20 protein-coding genes and 1 pseudogene are annotated in these 21,070 nt (G+C 69.7%); 11 read left to right on the forward strand and 10 right to left on the reverse strand.

The annotated features are described in order from the left end of the window. Window positions 1-146: 146 nt before the first annotated feature. The 4 genes from ACIPEK_RS24455 to ACIPEK_RS24470 all read right to left on the reverse strand — a co-directional run bounded on the left by ACIPEK_RS24455 (window position 147) and on the right by ACIPEK_RS24470 (window position 5,006). Window positions 147-1,211 (reverse strand): FecCD family ABC transporter permease, encoded by a 1,065-nt coding sequence (locus ACIPEK_RS24455; protein WP_401999695.1) that lies wholly within the window; start codon window positions 1,209-1,211, stop codon window positions 147-149. Next, a complete protein-coding gene (locus tag ACIPEK_RS24460; protein ID WP_401999698.1) occupies window positions 1,208-2,245 on the reverse strand; it encodes a FecCD family ABC transporter permease in 1,038 nt (345 codons plus the stop codon). The genes ACIPEK_RS24455 and ACIPEK_RS24460 overlap by 4 nt, the downstream gene beginning before the upstream one ends. 17 nt (window positions 2,246-2,262) lie before the next feature. Then, window positions 2,263-3,312, reverse strand: a complete 1,050-nt coding sequence (locus tag ACIPEK_RS24465; RefSeq protein WP_401999701.1) for an iron-siderophore ABC transporter substrate-binding protein — start codon at window positions 3,310-3,312, stop codon at window positions 2,263-2,265. Between the two features lie 326 nt (window positions 3,313-3,638). Next, window positions 3,639-5,006, reverse strand: a complete 1,368-nt coding sequence (locus ACIPEK_RS24470; protein ID WP_401999704.1) for an FAD-dependent oxidoreductase — start codon at window positions 5,004-5,006, stop codon at window positions 3,639-3,641. A 259-nt stretch (window positions 5,007-5,265) separates the two neighbouring features. Between ACIPEK_RS24470 and ACIPEK_RS24475 the strand changes: the two genes are divergently transcribed. From ACIPEK_RS24475 to ACIPEK_RS24500, 6 genes are all read left to right on the forward strand, one after another. Continuing rightward, window positions 5,266-7,332 carry a SpoIIE family protein phosphatase gene (locus tag ACIPEK_RS24475; protein WP_401999707.1) on the forward strand — a complete coding sequence of 689 codons (2,067 nt, stop codon included), beginning with the start codon at window positions 5,266-5,268 and terminating at the stop codon, window positions 7,330-7,332. 121 nt (window positions 7,333-7,453) lie between these two features. Further along, complete coding sequence (locus ACIPEK_RS24480) at window positions 7,454-8,845, forward strand: wax ester/triacylglycerol synthase family O-acyltransferase (protein ID WP_401999710.1); 1,392 nt, start codon at window positions 7,454-7,456, stop codon at window positions 8,843-8,845. 146 nt (window positions 8,846-8,991) lie between these two features. Continuing rightward, window positions 8,992-9,987, forward strand: coding sequence for an aldo/keto reductase (locus tag ACIPEK_RS24485; RefSeq protein ID WP_401999713.1), 996 nt, complete (start codon window positions 8,992-8,994; stop codon window positions 9,985-9,987). A 1-nt stretch (window position 9,988) separates the two neighbouring features. After that, window positions 9,989-10,300, forward strand: a complete 312-nt coding sequence (locus ACIPEK_RS24490) for an L-rhamnose mutarotase (RefSeq protein WP_401999716.1) — start codon at window positions 9,989-9,991, stop codon at window positions 10,298-10,300. A gap of 1 nt (window position 10,301) precedes the next feature. Further along, complete coding sequence (locus ACIPEK_RS24495; protein ID WP_401999719.1) at window positions 10,302-11,156, forward strand: amidohydrolase family protein; 855 nt, start codon at window positions 10,302-10,304, stop codon at window positions 11,154-11,156. A 36-nt stretch (window positions 11,157-11,192) separates the two neighbouring features. After that, on the forward strand, window positions 11,193-12,053 hold the full coding sequence (locus ACIPEK_RS24500; protein WP_401999722.1) for an Fpg/Nei family DNA glycosylase: 861 nt from the start codon (window positions 11,193-11,195) through the stop codon (window positions 12,051-12,053). Window positions 12,054-12,129: 76 nt separating this feature from the next. On the opposite strand, the pseudogene ACIPEK_RS24505 reads toward ACIPEK_RS24500, so the two are convergent. Continuing rightward, window positions 12,130-12,237: pseudogene (locus tag ACIPEK_RS24505) on the reverse strand (zf-HC2 domain-containing protein); the annotation flags it as partial. A gap of 71 nt (window positions 12,238-12,308) precedes the next feature. On the opposite strand from ACIPEK_RS24505, the gene ACIPEK_RS24510 reads away from it, so the two are divergent. The 4 genes from ACIPEK_RS24510 to ACIPEK_RS24525 all read left to right on the forward strand — a co-directional run bounded on the left by ACIPEK_RS24510 (window position 12,309) and on the right by ACIPEK_RS24525 (window position 16,395). Next, complete coding sequence (locus tag ACIPEK_RS24510) at window positions 12,309-13,061, forward strand: LytR/AlgR family response regulator transcription factor (RefSeq protein WP_383077142.1); 753 nt, start codon at window positions 12,309-12,311, stop codon at window positions 13,059-13,061. Between the two features lie 64 nt (window positions 13,062-13,125). Beyond that, the gene (locus ACIPEK_RS24515; RefSeq protein WP_401999725.1) at window positions 13,126-13,488 is read left to right on the forward strand and encodes a hypothetical protein; all 363 of its coding nucleotides are present in this window, start codon (window positions 13,126-13,128) and stop codon (window positions 13,486-13,488) included. Next, window positions 13,485-14,948, forward strand: a complete 1,464-nt coding sequence (locus tag ACIPEK_RS24520; protein ID WP_383077140.1) for a cation acetate symporter — start codon at window positions 13,485-13,487, stop codon at window positions 14,946-14,948. Before ACIPEK_RS24515 ends, ACIPEK_RS24520 begins: the two co-directional genes overlap by 4 nt. 217 nt (window positions 14,949-15,165) lie before the next feature. After that, window positions 15,166-16,395, forward strand: coding sequence for a sensor histidine kinase (locus tag ACIPEK_RS24525; protein WP_401999728.1), 1,230 nt, complete (start codon window positions 15,166-15,168; stop codon window positions 16,393-16,395). A 19-nt stretch (window positions 16,396-16,414) separates the two neighbouring features. Here ACIPEK_RS24525 and ACIPEK_RS24530 read toward each other — a convergent pair whose 3' ends face one another. Beyond that, window positions 16,415-16,933 (reverse strand): hypothetical protein, encoded by a 519-nt coding sequence (locus ACIPEK_RS24530; protein WP_401999731.1) that lies wholly within the window; start codon window positions 16,931-16,933, stop codon window positions 16,415-16,417. Window positions 16,934-17,058: 125 nt separating this feature from the next. Between ACIPEK_RS24530 and ACIPEK_RS24535 the strand changes: the two genes are divergently transcribed. Then, on the forward strand, window positions 17,059-17,256 hold the full coding sequence (locus ACIPEK_RS24535; protein WP_093894392.1) for a zf-HC2 domain-containing protein: 198 nt from the start codon (window positions 17,059-17,061) through the stop codon (window positions 17,254-17,256). Here the strand turns inward: ACIPEK_RS24535 and ACIPEK_RS24540 are convergent. The 4 genes from ACIPEK_RS24540 to ACIPEK_RS24555 form a co-directional block, all read right to left on the reverse strand. Further along, the gene (locus ACIPEK_RS24540; protein ID WP_383077134.1) at window positions 17,190-17,759 is read right to left on the reverse strand and encodes a sigma-70 family RNA polymerase sigma factor; all 570 of its coding nucleotides are present in this window, start codon (window positions 17,757-17,759) and stop codon (window positions 17,190-17,192) included. The two genes, ACIPEK_RS24535 and ACIPEK_RS24540, sit on opposite strands and share 67 nt — an antisense overlap. 181 nt (window positions 17,760-17,940) lie before the next feature. Beyond that, entirely contained in the window at window positions 17,941-19,395 is a 1,455-nt protein-coding gene (locus ACIPEK_RS24545) for an amino acid permease (RefSeq protein ID WP_401999735.1), read from the reverse strand. A 109-nt stretch (window positions 19,396-19,504) separates the two neighbouring features. Beyond that, the gene (locus ACIPEK_RS24550) at window positions 19,505-19,966 is read right to left on the reverse strand and encodes a universal stress protein (protein ID WP_401999738.1); all 462 of its coding nucleotides are present in this window, start codon (window positions 19,964-19,966) and stop codon (window positions 19,505-19,507) included. Window positions 19,967-20,375: 409 nt separating this feature from the next. Further along, window positions 20,376-20,909: a hypothetical protein gene (locus ACIPEK_RS24555; RefSeq protein WP_401999741.1), complete on the reverse strand. Its 534-nt coding sequence runs from the start codon at window positions 20,907-20,909 to the stop codon at window positions 20,376-20,378. Window positions 20,910-21,070 lie beyond the last annotated feature (161 nt).

Consider the following 21,070-nt stretch of genomic DNA (forward strand, 5'->3'; position numbering starts at 1 on the left):
TCACCCCCGGATGCGGCGTCGGCCTCATCACGATCGGGTGACCCGGACCGGGCGGCCGGAGAGGACGACGAACGGGCCGTCCATGAGGGCGTGTCAGTGGCGCCGTACGACTGACTTCAGCGGCGAGTGAAAGCCCCCGAAGAGCCTCACAGCACTCCCCGGCGCCACTCCCGTGCCAGCAGCCAGCCGAGGTACACACCCCCGATGGCCATCGTGTAGATACCGACGGGCAGGTTCTCGAACAGCGGCAGTTGCTGGGCGCAGAGATCCGCGATCACCAGCAGCAGTGCGCCGGTCAGCGCCGAGAGCGACAGGTGCGGGCCGGAGACCCGGGTGATCCGCTTGGCGATCTGCGGAGCCGTCAGTGAGATGAACGCGATGGGTCCGGCGACGCTGACGGCGCCCGCCGAGAGCACGATCGCCAGCACGATGGCGATCGTCTTCGTGCTGCGGGGCTCGGATCCGAGTGCGCCCGCGATGTCGTCGCCCATCTCCCCGATGTCCAGCCGGCGTGCGATCAGGGCGGTGAGCGGGGCCACGATCAGTAGCACCAGCCAGATCGTGGTGGCGTCGTCCCAGGACCGCGCCGACAGGCTGCCGTTGACGTAGGCGGTGAGGACGGCGGCCCGGTCCCGCTCCATGGCGTAGACGACGTACTGGGTCACCGCCGTGCCGATCGCGGCGACACCGATCCCGGCGACGACGAGCCGTGCGGGGTTACGGAACCCGGTGCCGGTCGACATATGGACCAGCACCATGGCGAGGACGGCGCCGAGCAGTGCGCCGAGGGCCACCGGCACGGTGTCCGGGAACATCAGCGCGGTGATCGCGGCGCCGGCGCCCGCGCCGGACGCCAGCCCGATCACATCCGGGCTGCCGAGCGGATTGCGGGTGACTGACTGGAAGAGCGCCCCGGAGAGACCGAGGGCTCCGCCGGTGCCGATGGCGACCACCAGACGAGGGCCGCGCAGGCGTTCCAGGACGAACGCGTGTCTGCCCTCGGCCCCGCCCGTCACCGCCCCGGTGAGATCGGCGAGCGGAATGCCCAGCCGCCCGAGCGACAGCGTGGCGACGGCGGCCACCACGAGCAGCACGAACAGCACGAGTGCCGTCAGCACGGACACTCGCCGCAACGGCAACGCCACCGTCCTGCCGATCGTCAGGAACCCCCTGGGCGAGGCGGTACGGAATCCGGCCTGATGCGACGTCATGCGTTGCCCCTCATCCTGCGTACGGCAATGAGCAGTGCGGGCGCTCCGATGAACGCTGTCACGACACCGACCATCAGTTCCTGCGGGCGCATGACCACCCGCCCCACGACATCCGCGAGGAGCAGCAGCGCGGGACCGGCCAGCGCCGAGAATAGGATCTGCACACGGAAGTCGACACCGACCAGGGCCCGCACCACATGCGGAACGGCCAGGCCGACGAAGGCGATCGGGCCGACCGCCGCAGTTGCCGCGGCGCTCAGCAGCGTGGCCGAGAGCAGCCCGCCCGCCCGGACCAGGGCCGGATTCGCCCCGAGGGACGCCGCGGTCGAGTCACCGAGTGCGAGTGTGTTGAGGCCGGGCCCCAGCACCACGGCTATCACCAGGCCGACCACAGCGAACGGCAGAACCGACAGGAAGACGTCGAAGTCCCTGCCGCCGAGCGCGCCGACGACCCAGTACCGGTAGCTGTCGAACACCTGCGGCCGGCTCAGGGTCACCGCCTGGATGAATGCCATCAGCACGGCGGAGAGCACCGCACCGGCAAGCACGAGCCGCACCAGTCCGCCGCCCGAACCCGCCGACCCGATCGCATGGACGAGCAGACCGGCCATCAGCGCACCGGGCAGCGCCCACCACATGGTGTCCGTACTGCCCGACGCCCCCAGGAAGGCCGTCGCGGCGACGATGCTTGCCGAGGCGCCCGCGTTGATCCCCAGGAGACCGGGATCGGCCAGCGGATTGCGGGTCACGCCCTGCATGAGTGTGCCCGCGACGGCAAGGCAGAGACCGGCGAGTACACCGAGCGCGGTCCTCGGATAGCGGCTTTCGATGATGGTGGTGACATTCGGATCGGCGGTGCCGGACAGGACGTGCAGCACATCGCTGAACGAGGTGGTCCGGCTGCCGAACATGACGCTCGCGAACACGGCGAGCACGAGAACGACGACTGCGATGACGAGGGAATACACCCGCCGAGCGGTGCCGGTCCGTGAGGTGCTGGCACCGCTCGGCGGTGCGTGCGTGGTGGTGGCCATGTGGGTGGTGGCCGGCCTCAGCCGTTGTCGGCGGCCTTGATGGCCTTGTCGATCAGCGGCAGGTAACGGTCGATCACCCACGGCACGGTGAGCGGGTTGATGATGGAGGAGGCCGTGACGAAGGAGTTGTCCTTGCTGTACACCATGGCGCCGCTCTTGACCGCGGGCATCGCCGCGTACAGCGGCTGAGCCTCGATCTCCTTGCGGGACTTGTCATCCATGTAGAAGGTGAAGAGCAGATCGCTGTTCTTCAACTTCTCGGCGTTCTCCAGGCCGATGAGCGCCGAGTCGGTGCCCTTGGTCTCCTTGAAGGTGTTCACCACCGGGTCGACGGTGAGACCGAGCGAGGAGAGCATCTTGACGCGCTGCTCTTCGGGCTTGAACACGCCGAGGGTGCCGGGACCGGTGTTGTAGATGTACGAGAACGTGTAGTTCTTGTAGTTCGGCCGGGTCGCCGCCGCGTCGGACAGCTGCTTCTCGATCTTCGAGACGAGGCCCTTCGCCTCGTCCGTCTGTCCCAGCGCCTTGCCGATGATGTCGATCTGCTGGTCCCAGTCCGTGCTCCACGCCAGATCGGGGTAGGCGACGGTGGGGGCGATGTCCTTGAGGATGTCGTAGTCCTTCTGCGTGATCCCGGACCACGGCGCGAGGATGACATCCGGCTCCAGCTCGGTGATGGCCTCGAAGTCGATGTCCTCACCCCCCGTGAACTGGGTCGGCAGCTTGTCGCCGGACTTCTTCACCGCCTCGTGGATCCAGGGCAGATAGCCGGTCTTGTCGCTGCCCCACTCGTACTTCTCGATGCCCACCGGGGTGTGGCCGAGCGCGATGGCGGTCTCGGCCGAGCCCTGGCCGAGGGTGACGATCCGTTCGGGCTGTTCTTTGATCTCGGCCGTGCCGAGCGCGCTCTTGATCGAGACGGGGAACGCTCCGTTGCTCTTCCCGGATGCGCCGGCGGTCTCCTTGCCGTCGTCGCTCGACGCACAACCACCGAGGACGAGAACGAACGCTGCGGCGGTGGCAGTTGCGGCGAGCGTCCGGCGACGCACGCGGGTGAACCGGGACATGGGTGTTCCTCATGGGTAGGTGGACGGAGCGGGCGAACCCCACACGGAGTGCGCTGATTTAGGTAAGCCTAAGCTAAGCAGACTTCCGCCTACAACCGGCCTCCGGGTGTCGGATTCCTCCTTTGGTTCGGACCGTTGACGAAAGGTGTGGAAAAAAATTTGTCAGGATCATGACAGTCATGCTCGGGGGCAATGTCCGGGCGCTGCAGGGCCGTTGAGTGAAATCGCGGGCCGGGCAGCTCCGCCGAGGTGGACGGAGCTGCCCTTCCAGCCGAACGGTCCGTACGGTCAGGAACGGTCCGTACGGTCAGGAACGGTCCGTATCGTCAGGAGCGGGGCTCGGAAGCGTCCAGCATGGCGTCGCGCTCCACGACCTTGATCCTCTCGCGTCCCTGCTCCGCGCCCAGGGCCTGCTCGTGCGCGTCCAGGCGGTACCAGCCCTCACGGGTGGTGTAGCGGACGCCGCGCTCCTCCAGGAAGGCGGTGACGGCCTCCGGCTCGGGCTGTGCCGGGGTGGCAAGCCGGCCGGTGGTGTGGTCGTCCAGGAGGCAGGCGACCGTCTCGTTGGCATCGCCCTTGGTGTGGCCGATCAGACCGATCGGGCCGCGCTTGATCCACCCCGTGACGTACACCGACGGCATGGGCTCCTCGCCGTCGACGACACGCCCTGCGGTGTGCGGGACGGTGCCGGAGGCCACGTCGAACGGGAGCTTCGGGAGCTCCTGCGAGTAGTAGCCGACCGCGCGGTAGACGCTCTGTACGTCCCAGTCGGTGAAGCGTCCGGTGCCCTTGACGTTCCCGGTGCCGTCCAGCTCGGTCCGCTCGGTACGCAGACCGACGACCCGGCCGTCCTCGCCGAGTATCTCTGCCGGGGACTCGAAGAAGTGCAGGAACAGCTTGTGCGGCCGGTCGCCCACGTCGCGGATGGCCCAGTTCTCCAGCGTGGAGGCGACCATGTTGGCCTGCTTGTTGCCGCGCCGGGTCTCGATCGACCCCGCGTCGTACTCGATGTCCTCGGGGTTGACGATGACCTCGATGTTCGGTGAGTGGTCCAGCTCCCGGAGCTCCATCGGGCTGAACTTGGCCTGCGCGGGACCGCGACGTCCGAAGACATGTACTTCCAGGGCCTTGTTGGCCTTGAGGCCTTCGTGGACGTTCGCGGGTATCTCGGTCGCCAGTAGTTCGTCCGCCGTCTTGGCGAGCATGCGTGCCACGTCCAGCGCCACATTGCCCACCCCGAGCACGGCGACCTTCTCCGCGTCCAGGGGCCAGGTGCGGGCCACATCGGGGTGTCCGTCGTACCAGGAGACGAAGTCGGCCGCGCCGTGGGAACCGTCCAGGGAGCCGCCGGGGATGTCGAGCGCGCGGTCCGCGTCGGCGCCGGTGGAGAAGATCACCGCGTCGTAGAAGGACCGCAGATCGTCCAGGTCGATGTCGGCGGGGTAGTCGACGTTGCCGAACAGTCGCAACTGCGGCTTGTCGAGCACCTGGTGCAGCGCCTGGACGATGCCCTTGATCCGCGGGTGGTCAGGGGCCACTCCGTAGCGGATCAGGCCGAAGGGGGCGGGCATCCGCTCGAACAGGTCGATCGAAACACCCGGGTCCTGAGCGGCCTCGGATTTCAGCAGTGCGTCCGCTGCGTAGATTCCGGCGGGGCCGGCTCCGACTATGGCGACGCGGACGGGGCGGGTCATGGAGTGCAGGTCCTTAGAACGGGCTGACGCGGGCAGTGCGGCGCAGGGTAGAAGTAAGGATGGGCTTACCGTGCTCCACGGGACACGGTATCCGCTGCTGACCTGGGGCCTCTGGGCGGGCGGCTTCCGGGGCGGTCCAGGGATGCTGCAGCCCGGTGCCGCTGAGGGTCGGGGAGGTGCTCCGACTGTGCGACACCGGAGTCCCCGTCGGCGCGGGCTTCGCTCGAAGAATCGGACAAATGATGGCAGAGTGACCCGCATGGATGATCGGGTAGCGGGTGCCCTGTCACTCCCTGACGACTGGCCCGCCCACCCGGATCTCAGTCTCGCCCTGAACCGTATGGGCAGCTTCGACTGGGACCTCGACAGTGGCCTCATGCACATGGACCGGCCCGCACTCGATGTGTTCGACCTGCGGGCCGAGGAATACGACGACCGGCCGGAGTCGCTCGCGCCGCGGGTGCCGCCGGATGAGGGTGTCCGGCTCGACGCGATGGTCGCGCAGGCCCTCAAGGGCGGGGAGAGAAATTACGGCGCGTATTTCAGGATCCTGAGGCGCGACGGCACTCTGCGCTGGACCCATACCCAGGGCTTCATCCAGCGCGACGAGACCGGCCGCCCCCATCGCATCATCGGCATCGTCCGCGACGCCACCCAGGAGCTGGCCGACTCCACCGCCCGCCGCGAACTGGACATGGAGCGGCAGCGCCGCACCAGCCTGGTGGAGGGCGCCACGGCCGCGCTGGCCCACGCCCGGACGGTCCGGGACGTCATCGACGTGCTGAAGAACTCGCAGGGCCTGGCGCATCTCGGCGCGACCAGCCTGGTCGTGGGCCTGATCGAGGCGGGACGCATCCATCTGGTGGCGGACGGCCCGGACGGCTCCTTCGTACCCGGTACTCGTTACACCCGGACGGACGAGCCGTACCCGATGAGCGAAGTGGTGACCACGCTCTCGCCCCGGTTCATCGAGTCCGCCACGGATTTCGCCACCTCGTACCCGATTCTGTGGCCCCACATCAGCCACCTCGGCATCACGTCCGCCGCCTATATGCCGCTGATCGCCCAGGCCCGGCCCATCGGCGCACTCGGACTGCTCTACAGCGAGAAGGACGGCTTCACCGGCGACGAACGCAACCTGCTCGTCGCGCTCGGCAGCTCCATCGCCCAGAGTCTGCAGCGGGCCATGCTGTACGAGCAGGAGCACGATCTCGCCGAGGGCCTCCAGCAGGCCATGCTGCCGCGCCGGATCCCGGACGTGCCGGGCGCGCAGGTCGCCGTTCGGTACCGGTCGGCCCGGCTGGGCCGGGACATCGGGGGCGACTGGTACGACGTCATCCCACTGCCCGGCGGCCGGGTCGGGGCCGTCATCGGGGACGTACAAGGCCATGACACGCATGCCGCGGCTGTCATGGGGCAGCTGCGCATCGTGCTGCGCGCCTACGCGGCGGAGGGGCACAGCCCCGCCACGGTGATGGCCCGGGCCTCGGTGTTCCTCCATGAGCTGGACACCGACCGCTTCGCGACGTGCTCCTACGCCGAGGCCGACCTGACGACGGGAGTGGTGCAGCTGGTCCGGGCCGGCCATGTCGATCCGCTGGTGCGCGACACCGACGGCAGCTGCCGCAGGCTGCCCGTGGAGGGCGGGCTGCCGCTGGGGCTGTCGGCCGAGTTCGAGCGGCTCGAATACCCGGTCAGCACGGTCGAGCTGGACCCCGGTCAGACACTGGTGCTGTTCACCGACGGTCTGGTGGAGCTGCCCGGAGCCGATCTCGATGAGGGTATGCAGCTGCTGGCGTCCATGGTGCGCAACGGTCCGCAGGACCTCCAGCGGCTGGCCGACCAGCTCTGCGAGGAGGTCGACGAGCGTGGCGGCGAGGACGATGTGGCGGTCCTGCTGCTGCGCCGACAGGCCGCTCACGCACCCCGGCCGGGCGGCCGGCTCCAGCAGCATGTCGCACAGGGTGACCCGGAGGCGCTGAGCTCCGCGCGGCACATGATCCGTGCCGCGGTGCGGGCCTGGGGCGCCAAGACGCGGGCCGACGAGGTCGAGCTGGCCGCCGACGAACTGGTCACCAACGCGCTGATGCACACCGACGGCGGGGCGATCGTCACGATCCGGGTGCTCACCGGGCCCGAGCGGCGGCTGCGGGTCGACGTCGAGGACCGTTCCAGCGCGCTGCCCCGGCACCGGGACCCGGGGCAGGCCGGGGTGTCCGGGCGAGGGCTGATGCTGGTGGACCGGCTGGCGGACCTGTGGGGTGTCGAGCCGCGGGGCAGCGGCAAGTGCGTGTGGTGCGAATTCGTCATTCCGGAACGCGAATGACGGCGATGTTGAGTACTACCCGACAGTAACAGAACGTAACATGTCTGTGCTTGACCGTAACCGACCACGAACGATTGACTGCGACTCCGTCAGTCTTTGCCTTCGATGACATGAGGACCCGTTGGGCACTGAGCTACTGGCACCTCTCGATCTGGCCTTCTGGCACCTCGAATCCGATGCCCACCCCATGCACCTCGGCGCGCTCGCCGTCTTCTCCCCGCCGCCCGACCCGGAGCACGGCGCCGGTCCGGAGACCGTGCTGGAGCTGCTGGGCACCCGCGCCGCCGCGATTCCCCGGCTGCGGATGCGGGTCAGGGACGTGCTGCTGCCGGTCGGCGGTGCGGCCTGGTTCGTGGACAAGGACTTCGATGTGCACCGGCACATCGAGCGGGTGCAGCTGACCGAGGCCGAGTCTCGTGGCGGGGACGGCGGATTCATGGCGGGCGCCACCCGGCTCGCCGGTGAACTGATGGAGCGGCCGCTCGAACGGGGTCTGCCGCCCTGGCAGATGTATGTGATCGGCGGCGCCGAGGGCGGCCCCTTCGCGGTGCTCGTCAAGCTCCATCATGCGCTCGCCGACGGAATGCGCGCGGTCGCCATCGGAGCCGGGATCTTCGACGAGATCGCCTCCGCCGCCGGACGTGCCCACAGCGGCATGCCCGCCCGCCGGGCGCGCACGGTCCCGCCCCGCTCCTGGATGCCGGGCCCGCGCCGGGTCGCCGGCCTCGCGCTGGGCCGGATCGAGGATCTCGGACGGGCGTTCGGGGTCGGTGCCTCCATGGTGCGGGCCAGTCGCCTCGATCTGCGCGGCGCGCCCGCACTCACCGCGAGTTCCAGCGGCACCCGGCGGCTGGTCACCGCGGACCTGGACCTCGACGCCGTCCAGCGCATCAGGCGGGCCGTCGGAGGCACCACCAACGATGTCCTGCTCGCAGTCGTCGCCGGGGCGCTGCGCCGCTGGATGCTGGGGCGCGGCGAACCGCTGCCCGCCGAGGACCCGCGCGCCCTGGTGCCGGTCTCCCGCCGCAGACCGGGTCAGGCCGCCGCGAGCGGGAACAAGCTCTCCGCCTATCTGCTCGGGCTGCCCGTCTCGGAGTCCGACCCGTGGAAGCGGCTCCGTACCGTCCGCGCGGCCATGGACCGCAACAAGGCTGCCGGACCCTTCCGCGGCGCCGGCGCGGTGGCCGTACTCGCCGATCAACTGCCCTCGCTGGCCCACCGCTTCGGCGCACCGATCGCCGGGAACGCGGCCAGGATGCTCTTCGACGTCCTGGTCACCAGCGTGCCCCTGCCGCGTTCGGCGCTCTCGCTCGGCGGTTGCCCGCTGCGCGCCGTCTACCCCATGGCGCCGCTGGCCCGCGGGCAGTCCCTGGCCATCGCCCTGTCCACATACGGCGGCCGGGTGCAGGTCGGGCTGGTGGCCGACGGCAAGGCGCTGCCCGATCTGGAGCGGCTGGCGGGCTGCGCCGACGACGAGGTGGCGCAGCTGCTCACCTTGCTGCCCGATTGGTGAACGGGCTGCGCCCCGATCGGCCATAGATCGGACAGATTTCTAGGAATGTGCCGCTGTTCATGGCGTCTGAGGTGTTGACGTGCCCAAGTGATCCGATGAATATTCGCTGTGTGCAGGAAGCGATCAACGGGGAGGGCGGCGGAAGCATGCGGCGCAACAGGCTGGGAAGCAGCGCAGTCGAGATCACCGAGCTGTCCTTCGGAGCGGCTGCCATCGGCAATCTCTTCACCGCCGTCGACCCCGTGCAGGCGGCGGCCGCAGTCGACGCCGCATGGGACGAGGGCGTCCGCTACTTCGACACCGCGCCGCACTACGGACTCGGCCTTTCCGAACGACGGCTCGGCGAGGCCCTGCGCGCCAGACCCCGCGACTCGTATGTGCTGTCCACCAAGGTGGGACGGGTGCTCGACCCGCTGCCCGCCGACACCGGTACGGCCTGCGAGCACATGTCCGACGGTCTCTCCGAGGGATTCGCCGTAAGGGCCACGCACCGCCGCCGCTGGGACTTCAGCGCCGAAGGCGTACGCCGCAGCATCGAGGACAGCCTGGAACGGCTCGGCCTCGACCGCCTCGACATCGCGTATCTGCACGACCCGGACGACCACGCGGAGACCGCGTTCCACGAGGCATACCCCGAACTGGAAAAGCTGCGTGCACAGGGTGTCATCGGCGCGATCGGCGCGGGCATGAACCAGACCGCGATGCTCACCCGCTTCGTGCGCGACACCGATGTCGACGTCGTGCTCTGCGCGGGCCGATACACCCTCCTCGACCAGTCCGCCCTGACCGAACTGCTGCCCGAGGCAGCCGCCCGCGGCCGCAGCGTCGTCGTCGGCGGGGTCTTCAACTCCGGGCTGCTCGCCGACCCGCGCCCCGGTGCCACATACGACTACACGGCCGCGCCCCTGGCCCTCCTGGACCGGGCGCTACGCATCAAGGCCGTCACCGAAGGCCACGGCGTCCCGCTGCGGGCCGCGGCCCTCCACTACCCGCTCAGGCACCCGGCCGTCGCCGGAGTGCTCGTCGGCACCCGCTCCCCGGACGAGGTTCGCGACGCCGCCGCCCTGCTCCGCCGCGAGATCCCGGACGCCCTCTGGGAAGACCTGCGCGCCGAGAGCCTGCTGACCGAGGACGGACACTGACATGAGAATCGCCCTGCACACCAAGGTCCGCGCGGACCGCATCGAGGAGTACGAGGCCGCGCACCGCGAAGTCCCCGCGGAGCTGACCGCCGCGATCCGGGCAGCGGGCGCCACGTCCTGGACGATCTGGCGCAGCGGCACCGATCTCTTCCACGTCATCGACTGCGAGGACTACGCCGCACTCCTCGCCGAACTGGAGAAACTCCCCGTCAACGTCGCCTGGCAGGCGAGGATGGACGAGCTCCTCGACATCGCGCACGACTACTCGTCGGACGGCGCCGAAGCCGGTCTCCCGGTCGCCTGGGAGCTGTGACATGGCCGGTCAGCAACGGATCATCGACGCCCACCACCATGTGTGGGACCTGTCGGTGCGCGACCAGGACTGGATCACCGGCGACGAACTCGCCCCGCTCCGGCGTACGTTCACCCTCGCCGACCTGGAGCCCGAGGCGCGCGCCGTCGGAGTGTGCGCCACCGTCCTCGTCCAGACCGTCACCGTCCCCGAGGAGACGCCCGAGTTCCTGGCCCTCGCCCACGACAACGACCTCGTCGCGGGCGTCGTCGGCTGGTGCGACCTCACGGCGCCGGACGTCGCCGACACCCTTGCCGCGCTGCGTGAACTCCCGGGCGGCGACCGGCTCGTCGGTATCCGCCATCAGGTCCAGGGCGAACCCGATCCCGAGTGGCTGCTGCGCCCCGACGTCCGGCGCGGACTGCGTGCCGTCGCCGACGCAGGGCTCGTCTACGACCTCGTCGTCCAGGCCCACCAGCTGCCCGCCACCGTCGAGGCCGCCGCCCTGCTGCCCGGGCTGACCTTCGTACTCGACCATGCCGGCAAGCCGCCCGTCGCCACCGGTGAACTGCACCCCTGGGCCGACGACCTCCGGGCCCTGGCCGCCCGCCCCAACACCGTGTGCAAACTCTCCGGCCTGGTCACCGAGGCCGATGTGCACTCCTGGACCGTGAGTGATCTGCGCCCCTATGCCGACACCGTCCTGGACGCCTTCGGACCGGGCCGGCTGATGTTCGGCTCCGACTGGCCGGTGTGCCGGCTCGCCGCGACGTACGAGGATGTCGTCGAAGCGGCACACACTCTGACCGATGCCCTCACCGAGGACGAGCGAACGCGCGTCCTCGCCACCACTGCCGAGCGCGTGTACAGCCTCTGACAGGCATCCGGGCGATGGCTTTGGCAGTCTGGAACCATGCCCGAACTGCCGGAAGTCGAAGCCCTGCGTGTCTTCCTCGACGACCATCTGGTCGGCAAGGAGATCGATCGCGTCCTGCCGCTCACCGTCAGCGTCCTCAAGACGTACGACCCACCGCTGACCGCCCTGCACGGCTCCACGGTCACGGGCATCGCCCGGTACGGAAAGTTCCTGGACATCGGCGTCGGCCCGCTGCACCTGATCACCCATCTCGCCCGGGCCGGCTGGCTGCGCTGGAAGGACGGTTTCCCCGCCGCGCCGCCGCGCCCCGGCAAGGGGCCCCTGGCGCTGCGTACCGTACTCACCGGTGGCGACGGCTTCGACCTCACCGAGGCGGGCACCACCAAACGCCTCTCCGTATACCTCGTGCACGACCCGGCCGAGGTCCCGGGCATCGCCCGCCTGGGCCCCGACCCCCTCGACAACTCCTTCGACCGTGACACCTTCGCCGCACTGCTCGCCGGGGAACGCCGCCGGATCAAGGGCGCCCTGCGCGACCAGTCCCTGATCGCCGGCATCGGCAACGCCTACAGCGACGAGATCCTGCACGCGGCGAAGATGTCTCCGTATCTGCTCACCGCGAACCTCACCGACGACGAGATCACCCGGCTCCACACCGCGCTGCTCACCACGCTCCGCGACGCGGTCGCACGCTCCAGCGGACTGGCGGCCGGAAAGCTCAAGGCCGAGAAGAAGAGCGGGATGCGCGTCCACGGACGCACCGGCGAAGCTTGCCCCGTCTGCGGGGACACCATCCGCGAGGTGTCGTTCAGCGACTCTTCGCTCCAGTACTGCCCGACCTGCCAGACCGGCGGCAAACCGCTGGCCGACCGACGGCTTTCCAGGCTGCTCAAGTAGCGCCGTTCAGCGAGTGATCCGCAACAGCCGTCGCCCGGCCGCCGTCCCCGCACCTCGAAGTGGTCGACCCCCTCCGGCACCGGGCACACTCCGCCAGATGCTCCTCGAATCGGAAGGCATCGGCGGCGCCGAGCACACCCAGTGCACGGGCGCCGACATCTCGATGAGGCTCCAGGGTGCGCATGCTGTCCGGTACGGAAAGAAGCGGTGAATCACTCAGCGCGGAGCCCCCGTGTACGCCCTAAACTCCGCCCCATGCTGCGCGTACTCGCCGTCGACGACGAAGAACCCGCCCTGGAGGAACTCCTCTACCTCCTGCGCGCCGATCCCCGCATCCGTAGCGCCGAGGGCGCCACCGGGGCCACCGAGGCGCTGCGCCGTATCGGCAGCGCCGTCGAGGCGGGCCCCGACGACCCGTCCGCCATCGACGTCGTTTTCCTCGACATCCACATGGCGGGCCTCACCGGTCTCGACGTCGCCCAGCTGCTGGCCGGATTCGCCGCGCCCCCGCTCATCGTCTTCGTCACCGCACACGAGGGCTTCGCCGTCCATGCCTTCGACCTGAAAGCCGTCGACTACGTCCTCAAGCCGGTACGCCGCGAACGCCTCGCCGAAGCGGTACGACGCGTGGCCGAACAGGTCGGCGACCGCTCCGCACCCGCACTCGACACCGCGAACGACCAGATACCGGTGGAGCTCGGCGGAGTGATCCGGTTCATCCTGATCGACGACATCGCCTACGCCGAGGCCCAGGGCGACTACGCCCGGCTGCACACCGACAACGGCAGCCACCTCGTCCGCGTCCCCCTCACCACCCTGGAGGAACGCTGGCGCTCGCGCGGCTTCGTACGCATCCACCGCCGCCATCTCGTCGCGCTGGGGCGGATCGACGAACTCCGACTCGACGCGGGCAGCATGAGCGTGCGCATCGGCACTGCGGAGCTCGCCGTGAGCCGTCGCCACGCCCGCGCGCTGCGCGATCTGCTGATGCGCCAGACCGGCCGCTGACCAGGCCCTGCCCGGGCTCGAACCCCTTCCCACGACCGTCCGGTGCTGCGTACACTCCGGGCCCATGTCCGCAGAGCCAACGCCCCGGCGTGAAGTGGTGACGGGGGAGCCCCGGCGGGTGCGCCCGCTGCCGCGCTACCGCACCCAGTCGGAGATCGACGAGCAGACCGCACTCGGCGGCGCCTACGTCCGTTCGCTGATGCGCAGCCAACTGCGGGCCGGACTCACCGCGTTCACCGCCCTCGCCGTCGTCGTCGGCACACTGCCGCTCGTCTTCGAAGCCCTGCACAGCGCCGCGCTCGTCTGGGCCGTCCTGGGGTTCGCCGCCTACCCACCACTGACCCTGGCCGCCTGGTGGTACGTGCGACGGGCCGAGCGCAACGAACGCGACTTCGCCCGGCTCGTGGAAGGCCGCCCCGCACAGTGAGCCGTACGTACGCGGTGGCGGCCGTCGCCGTCGTCGTCGTCGCGACCGTCCTCGTCGGCGGTTTCGGGCTGCGCATCTCCCGGACCACCTCCGACTTCTACGTCGCCTCACGCACCGTACGGCCCCGGCTCAACGCCGCAGCGATCAGCGGCGAATACCTCTCCGCCGCCTCCTTCCTCGGCATCGCCGGCCTGGTGCTCGTGCACGGCCCGGACATGCTCTGGTACCCGGTCGGATACACCGCGGGCTATCTGGTGCTGCTGGTGTTCGTCGCCGCACCGCTGCGCCGCTCGGGGGCGTACACCCTGCCCGACTTCGCCGAGGGGCGGCTGGAATCGCGGCAGGTGCGCAGGCTGGTGAGCGTCTTCGTCGTCGCGGCGGGGTGGCTCTACCTCGTACCGCAGCTCCAGGGCGCGGGACTGACGCTCAAGATCCTGACCGGGGCGCCCGGCTGGCTCGGCGATGTGCTCGTGGCGTCCGTCGTCGTCATCGCCGTCGCCGCGGGCGGCATGCGGTCCATCACCTTCGTACAGGTCTTCCAGTACTGGCTGAAGCTGACCGCACTCCTCGTCCCCGCGATCTTCCTGGTGCTCGCCTGGCAGGGCGACGGGCAGCCCCGCGTCCACTTCGACGAGCAGCTCTCCGTCTTTCGCGCCGACCATCCGCTGTACGCCACCTACGGGCTGATCGTCGCGACGTTCCTCGGCACCATGGGCCTCCCGCATGTCGTCGTCCGCTTCTACACCAGCCCCAACGGCCGCGACGCCCGCCGTACGACAGTCGCCGTCCTCGCCCTCATCGGCGTGTTCTACCTGCTGCCGCCGGTCTACGGCGCACTGGGCAGGCTGTACGCCCCCGAGCTGATCCACGGCGGGGACGCGGACGCCGCCGTGCTGCTGCTGCCCGAACGCGTCATCGGCGGGCTCGGCGGGGATCTGCTCGGCGCGCTCATCGCGGGCGGCGCCTTCGCCGCGTTCCTGTCGACCGCCTCCGGCCTCACGATGGCCGTCGCCGGAGTCATCACCCAGGACGTGCTCCCGTCGCGCGGGGTACGGCACTTCCGGCTGGCCACCGTCCTCGCCATGTGCGTACCGCTGGCCGGTTCACTGATGGTGAGCCGGGTGCCGGTGGCCGACTCGGTGGGGATGGCGTTCGCCGTCTCCGCGTCCTCCTTCTGCCCGCTGCTGGTCCTCGGCATCTGGTGGCGGCGGCTCACCCCGCCCGGCGCGATCGCCGGGCTGCTGCTCGGCGGCGGCTCCGCGTTCCTGTCCGTCGCCATCACCGTCAGCGGCGCGGTACGCCCGCCCGGCTGGCCGCACGCACTGCTCGCCTGGCCCGCCGTCTGGTCGGTGCCGGTCGGCTTCCTCGCCATGGTCCTGGTGTCCCTCGCCACGCCCGGCTCCATACCTCCCGGTACGAACGCCGCCATGACCCGCTTCCACCTGCCGGAAGCACTGTGAGGGCCCGGCAGCGGGCTTCGCGGCGTCGCGGGGCTGGGGCACGCACCTCGCGGCGTTGTCGTCAATCACCAACGCTCCTTCCCCAAGCTCTCAGCTGCGTTCGAGCAGGGGAGACCCCATCTGCCTCAATCGCCCGCCTTGCGATGCACGTACCCCAGCCCCGCTCCTTCACCCGCGCTGCCCACTGCCGGGCCCTCCTGACCTCGGGGAGACACCGATGACCGGGGCCGGATACGCCGTACTCGTCCTGCTCGTCCTCCTGCTGCTCGGCGCGGGCTTCCTGCTCGGCCGCCGCACCGCCCGCCCGGTCCGTACCAGCGACGTCGGAACCCCCGTCGAGCACGCCACGTTCGAGACCCTGCACACCGCCTCGCTCGCCGCGCCCCCACTGCGCGCCGGACTCACCGAGGAGAGCGCCCGTAAATCCGCCCGCAGGCTCCGCTCCCTGCTCGGCACCGACGCCCTCTGCCTCACCGACCGCGACCGGGTGCTCGTCTGGGACGGCGAGGGCGAACACCACGGCCGGCACGTCATGGACCAGGTGCGAGACCTCCTCGCCAGCGGCCGGGACACCGCCTTCCACAGCGACTGCGACGACCTCGACTGCCCATTGCGCTGGGCCGTCGCCGTGCCGCTCACCGTCGACCACCGGGTCCTGGGCACCCTCATCGCCTACGCCCCGCGCGAATCCGCGGTGCTGGCGAGAGCGGCCGGAGAGGTGGCCCGCTGGGTCTGCGTACAGCTGGAACTCGCCGAACTCGACCGCTCCCGCACCCAGCTCATCGAGGCCGAGATCAGGGCGCTGCGGGCCCAGATCTCCCCGCACTTCATCTTCAACTCGCTGGCAGCCATCGCCTCATTCGTCCGCACCGACCCCGAGCAGGCCCGTGAACTCCTGCTGGAATTCGCCGACTTCACCCGCTACTCGTTCCGCAGCCACGGCGACTTCACCACCCTCGCCGACGAACTCCACTCCATCGACCAGTACCTGGCACTGGTACGGGCCCGCTTCGGAGAGCGGCTTGCGGTCACCCTCCAGGTCGCCCCCGAAGTACTGCCGGTCGCCCTGCCGTTCCTCTGCCTCCAGCCCCTGGTCGAGAACGCCGTCAAACACGGCCTCGAAGGAGCGGTCACCCTTCCCCGAGCTCCCGACTCCGTTCGGGCTGCGGAGACCCCGACCCGCATCACCATCCGCGCACTCGACGCCGGTTCGGAGGCCGAGGTCGTCATCGAGGACGACGGCACCGGCATGGATCCGGAACGCCTGCGCCACATCCTGCGCGGCGAGGGCGGCAAGTCGACCGGAATCGGGCTGCTCAACGTCGACGAGCGGCTGCGCCAGGTGTACGGGGACGACTACGGACTCGTCATCGAGACGGGCATCGGCGCCGGGATGAAGGTCACGGTACGGCTGCCGAAGTACCGTGCGGGGGTGCACGGTTCCTGACCACCCGGTGGGGCGGTGATCAGTGCAGATGGATCGCCAGATGCCCCAGCGGCAGCCCCAGCTGCCAGGCAGGCGTCCACACCTGGGCCGCCTCCTCCGTATCCGCCCCGTCGCTCACCGGTTCCCAGGGCGGCGAACCGATCGTATCGAGGTCGGCCGCGAGCAGTTCGGTCTCCTCCAGCCACCGCCAGGCCGCGCGGGCCAGCGCCAGATCTGGATCCGCGTCGCCGGGCGCGAGCCCCGGGGCCGCGTCAAGTGCGTCGAGCCGCTCACAGACCCAGCCGCGCCAGGCCGCCTCGTACGCCGTCAACAGCCGCAGCTCGTCCATCCGGGCCGCGGGCAGGGCATCGGGCACCCCACCGTCGGAGAGGAAGACGGTGAGCGCGAGCGCGTCCCGCCCCGCGCGGTACTCCAGGGTGGACGGCTCCATCAGATCGCCGGTCCGCAGCAGCTCGTCGGCGATGTACTCGGCGTACATCCAGGCCATCGGGACCAGCAGCCCGCCCCCACTGGTTCCATCCTGACGTTCCGGGCGCATCCCGTCTCGCCTCTTTCTCTTCTCGGCACCGGGCTTCACGGAGCATTGAACCGGGGGAGCGCGCCCTACGTGGCCAGAAAGACAGGATCCGTCATGACCGGATCCGTTCACGACACGAGGATGCGATGACCGCCGATCACGGAGAGGGCGCGCACGTGCGGCAGTCGCTCGGCGCCTATGTTCTCGATGCGCTCACGGCCGGCGAGACCCGAACGGTCTCCCGCCATCTGCAGTCCTGCGACCGCTGCGCCGCCGACTACATGGAGGTCGCGGAGGCCGTGTCGCTGCTCGCCCTCATCACCGTGGAGGATCTGCTGGAGTAGCCCGGCAGGTTACGGGAGAGCTGACGCAGCGCGTAGTGGGACCGGGACTTGACCGTGCCCGCCGGAATACCGAGAGTCCGGGCCGTCTCGCCCACGCTCAGCCCGCGGAAATATATCTGGACGAGGACCGCACGGTGTTCCGGGCTGAGGGTGCGTACCGCATCGCGTACGTCGAGGGCCGAGACCGTGGACTCGGCGGTGTCCTCCCCGCCCGCGGCGGTCTCCAGCACGATGTCGCTCACCTCGGTCGGCCGGGCCTGCCTGGAGCGGCGCGCATCGATCGCGAGGCGCCGGGCCACAGTGAAGAGCCAGGGCCGCATCGAGTCGTACGGAGCGTCGAAGGCCTCCGGGTTCTGCCAGGCCCGCACCAGCGTCTCCTGGAGCAGATCCTCGGCCCGCTGCCGGTCGCCGAAGGTCAGCCCGAGCAGGAAAGTGAGAACGGCGGGGCCGTGGTCCCGCTGGAGATCAGCCAGGGCCCGCTCATCGGTCGTCGTGGTGGTCATCGTGAACGCCCTTCCCCGCAGTGGCCCCTTGCCGCTTCGCTGCCGACTGGCGTATACGAACGCATCGCGGCGCCGAGGAACAGGCGACGGGCGGCTCCGTGCGACGAGCGGTCGCACAGTGCGGCGAATGGTGCGGTGAGCGGTCGGGCGGCGGCCGACCGGGGGGCCTACGGGCGATGGATCAACCCGTGCCCGTACTCGCCCCCGTACCCGTCTCCGGTGTCTTCGCCATCTCCGACTTCCGGTACGAGTAGCCGAAATAGATCACCAGACCGATCAGGAACCACACCGCGAACCGTACCCACGTATGCCACTGCAGAAAGGTGATCAGCCAGATCGAGAACACCACACCCAGGGCCGGCACGAACGGCATGCCGGGGGTGCGGAACGTACGCGGCAGATCGGGCTGCTTGTAACGCAGAACGACCACCGCGACGCACACCACCACGAACGCCAGCAGAATGCCGATGTTCGTCAGCTCGGCAGCCTCGCCGATCGGCAGGAACCCGGCGATCACGGCCGAGGCCGCGCCGACGATCCAGGTCACCCGGGTCGGTACGTGCCGGGTCGGGTGGGTCTTGGCGAACCACTTCGGCAGCAGCCCGTCGCGGCTCATCGAGAACCACACCCGGGTCACGCCGAGCATGAAGGTGAACATCACCGTGAGGATGCCGATGATCGCGCCCACCGCGATCACATCGGCGAGTCCGCTGAGCCCCACCGACTTGAAGGCCGTGGAGAATCCGGACTCCGGGTCGATGTCCTTGTAGCTCTGCATCCCCGTCAGCACCAGACAAGCCGCTACATAGAGCACCATGGAGATCCCGAGGGAGTACAGGATCGCCTTCGGCATGTGCCGCTGGGCGTCCTTGGACTCCTCTGCCGCCGTCGACATGGCGTCGTACCCGAACACCGCGAAGAACACCGTGGCCGCACCGGTGAACGCACCGCTCACCCCGAACGGGAAGAACGGGTTGTAGTTGGCGGTGTTGATGTGGAACACGCCGACGCCGATGACCAGCAGGACGACCAGGACCTTCAGGACCACCACGACCGTTTCGAAGCGGGCCGCGTTCTTGATGCCGAGGGTCAGAAGGTATGCCACGAGCAGGCAGAGCAGCGCGGCGAACAGGTCCACCCTGTGGCCCGACCCGGTGCCGGGCGCGCCCAGCATCCACTTCGGCAGTTCGAGCCCCATCTCCCCGAGCAGAAAGCTGAAGTAGCCGGAGATGCCGATCGCGACCACGGCCACGATCGCCGTGTATTCCAGCAGGAGGTCCCAGCCGATGAACCAGCCCACCAGCTCGCCGAGTACCGCGTATCCGTAGGTGTAGGCGGAGCCGGCCTTCGGGATCAGGCCGGCGAACTCCGCGTAGCTGAAGGCGGCCGCCGCGCTCGCCACACCCGCGATCAGGAAGGAGATCAGGACCGCGGGCCCGGCGGTGCCGTTCGCCACCGTGCCGGCGAGGGTGAAGATGCCCGCGCCGATGATGCCGCCCACACCGATCGCCGTGAGCTGCCACAACCCGAGCGTTCTGGTGAGCTGAGTGGTGGCGTCCCCCGCCGGCCCTTTCTCGTCGATCTGCTCGATCGGCTTGCGGCGCAGTACACCCTCGCCCACTCGGAGCCTTGCCATGAGTCACCTCTCCGCTGACGGCTGTCCCTGACGGGCGCTCATGACGGCCCAGGTGGATCCGGTGCGTAAGACGGCGTGCCGTCCGGCTGAGGTGAGGATTCCGCGACGGTTACGGCACCACCGTGACGGGCCAACGGCCCGCCTTCACCAGCCGGATCGCCACCGATCCGATGAACCGGTGCCCGGCCGACTCCGACGCTCCCACCACGACGGCGTCGGCCTTCAGCTCGTCCGCCGCTGTGACGAGCCCGTTGTAGGGATCACCGCGGAAGGTGTGGAACTCCCAGCGCACATCCCATATGTCCTTCATCCGCTCCGTCGCCTCCCGGATCTCGTTCACCAGCCCCTCCGCGACCTCTCCGGTCGTATCGGCGATCGGTGCACCGAGCGCGGCCCCCGCGGGCAGCACGGGCTGGACATAGACGAGGGCGAGCATGGCCCCCTGACGACGGGCGAGCCCCGCCGCGTACGCCGCGGCATGCATGGAGGTATCGGACCCGTCGAGGCCTGCGACGATCACTCTCGGGCCGTCTGTGCCGCGTTCGAACTGGTGGGGCTGTTGGTCTGTCACGGCAGTGAGGCTATCCGGTCCCGGCACCGGCCCCGGCCCGGGCTGTGGCAACGCCCCGGACAGGGCTGCCACTGGGTACTCCGGGGGCTGCCCGATGAAGGTCGACCGACGTGGCGGCGGCCGGCCGGGGAGGGCCCAGGGAGAAGTCCGCACCGTTCTGCATCAATGCCAGGCCGGTGAGCAGCACCAGGGCGACAGCGCCCCAGGGCGAGTGCCTGGTCCGTTCGACGCGCCAGTTGTCCCGGCCCATGGTTCTCCTTTCGTCGCGACGCTTGGAACGTTAAGCGCGGGACGGCCGGGCGGCGATCAGTGAAGGGCGAACGGGTGGTGCCGGCCCGATACGCCCGTCGCCCCAAGTCCCGCAAGAGGACTCGGGGCGACGGGCGTATCGGGCCGCACTGCCCTGCTCTCAGTGCGGGCGGCTCCCCTTGCGCTCACGTACGACATAGATCGTGCCAGTGGCCGTGACCACCGCAAGCGCCGTTCCGGCGGCGATCTCCGCGGCGTTCACCCTGTCGACGCTGCCACCGAGTCCGCCCTGCACACCGGCCGGCGAGGCCGGGGCACTCGTGGCAGGTGCGTCGGAGTCCGCGCGAACCGTGAGTCCGGCCTTCGCCGTGGACCCGGGTGACGTATTGCAGATGAACGCCACCTCGTAGGCGGCGCCAGGTTTTGCGTCCCAGTTAACCGTGGCCGCGACGGCCGCGCCCCTGGGAATGGTGACCGTGTCGAACACTCCGGAGCCGGCTGTGGCGGTTGTGGAGCACCCCCGGGCGGCCAGGATGACCTGGCTCCCCGGCGCGATCACCGACGGAGTGACGGTGTATCCGGTCGCGGAGGACGCGCCTCCCGACGTCGCGGCGTATGCGGTTGCAGCCGGAGCGGTCAGGGCGAGAGCGGCGGCGCCGAGCAGGGCGACGGGTGCGGCACCTATTGCGCGCATGGATGAATCCTCCGGGTCCCCGAGGAGCAGTTGCGGAACGGATTTCCACATAGCGTCAGAAATGCGCCTCGACGCGCCAAACGCTAGAAGTTGCGCATTTTTTTCGCGATCGGAGTGCGCCGCCCGGGGCACCTGTTTCCCCCGAGCGGCGCACCGCCGGC

The organism is Streptomyces sp. NPDC088246, from assembly GCF_044741025.1.
Taxonomy (GTDB): domain Bacteria; phylum Actinomycetota; class Actinomycetes; order Streptomycetales; family Streptomycetaceae; genus Streptomyces.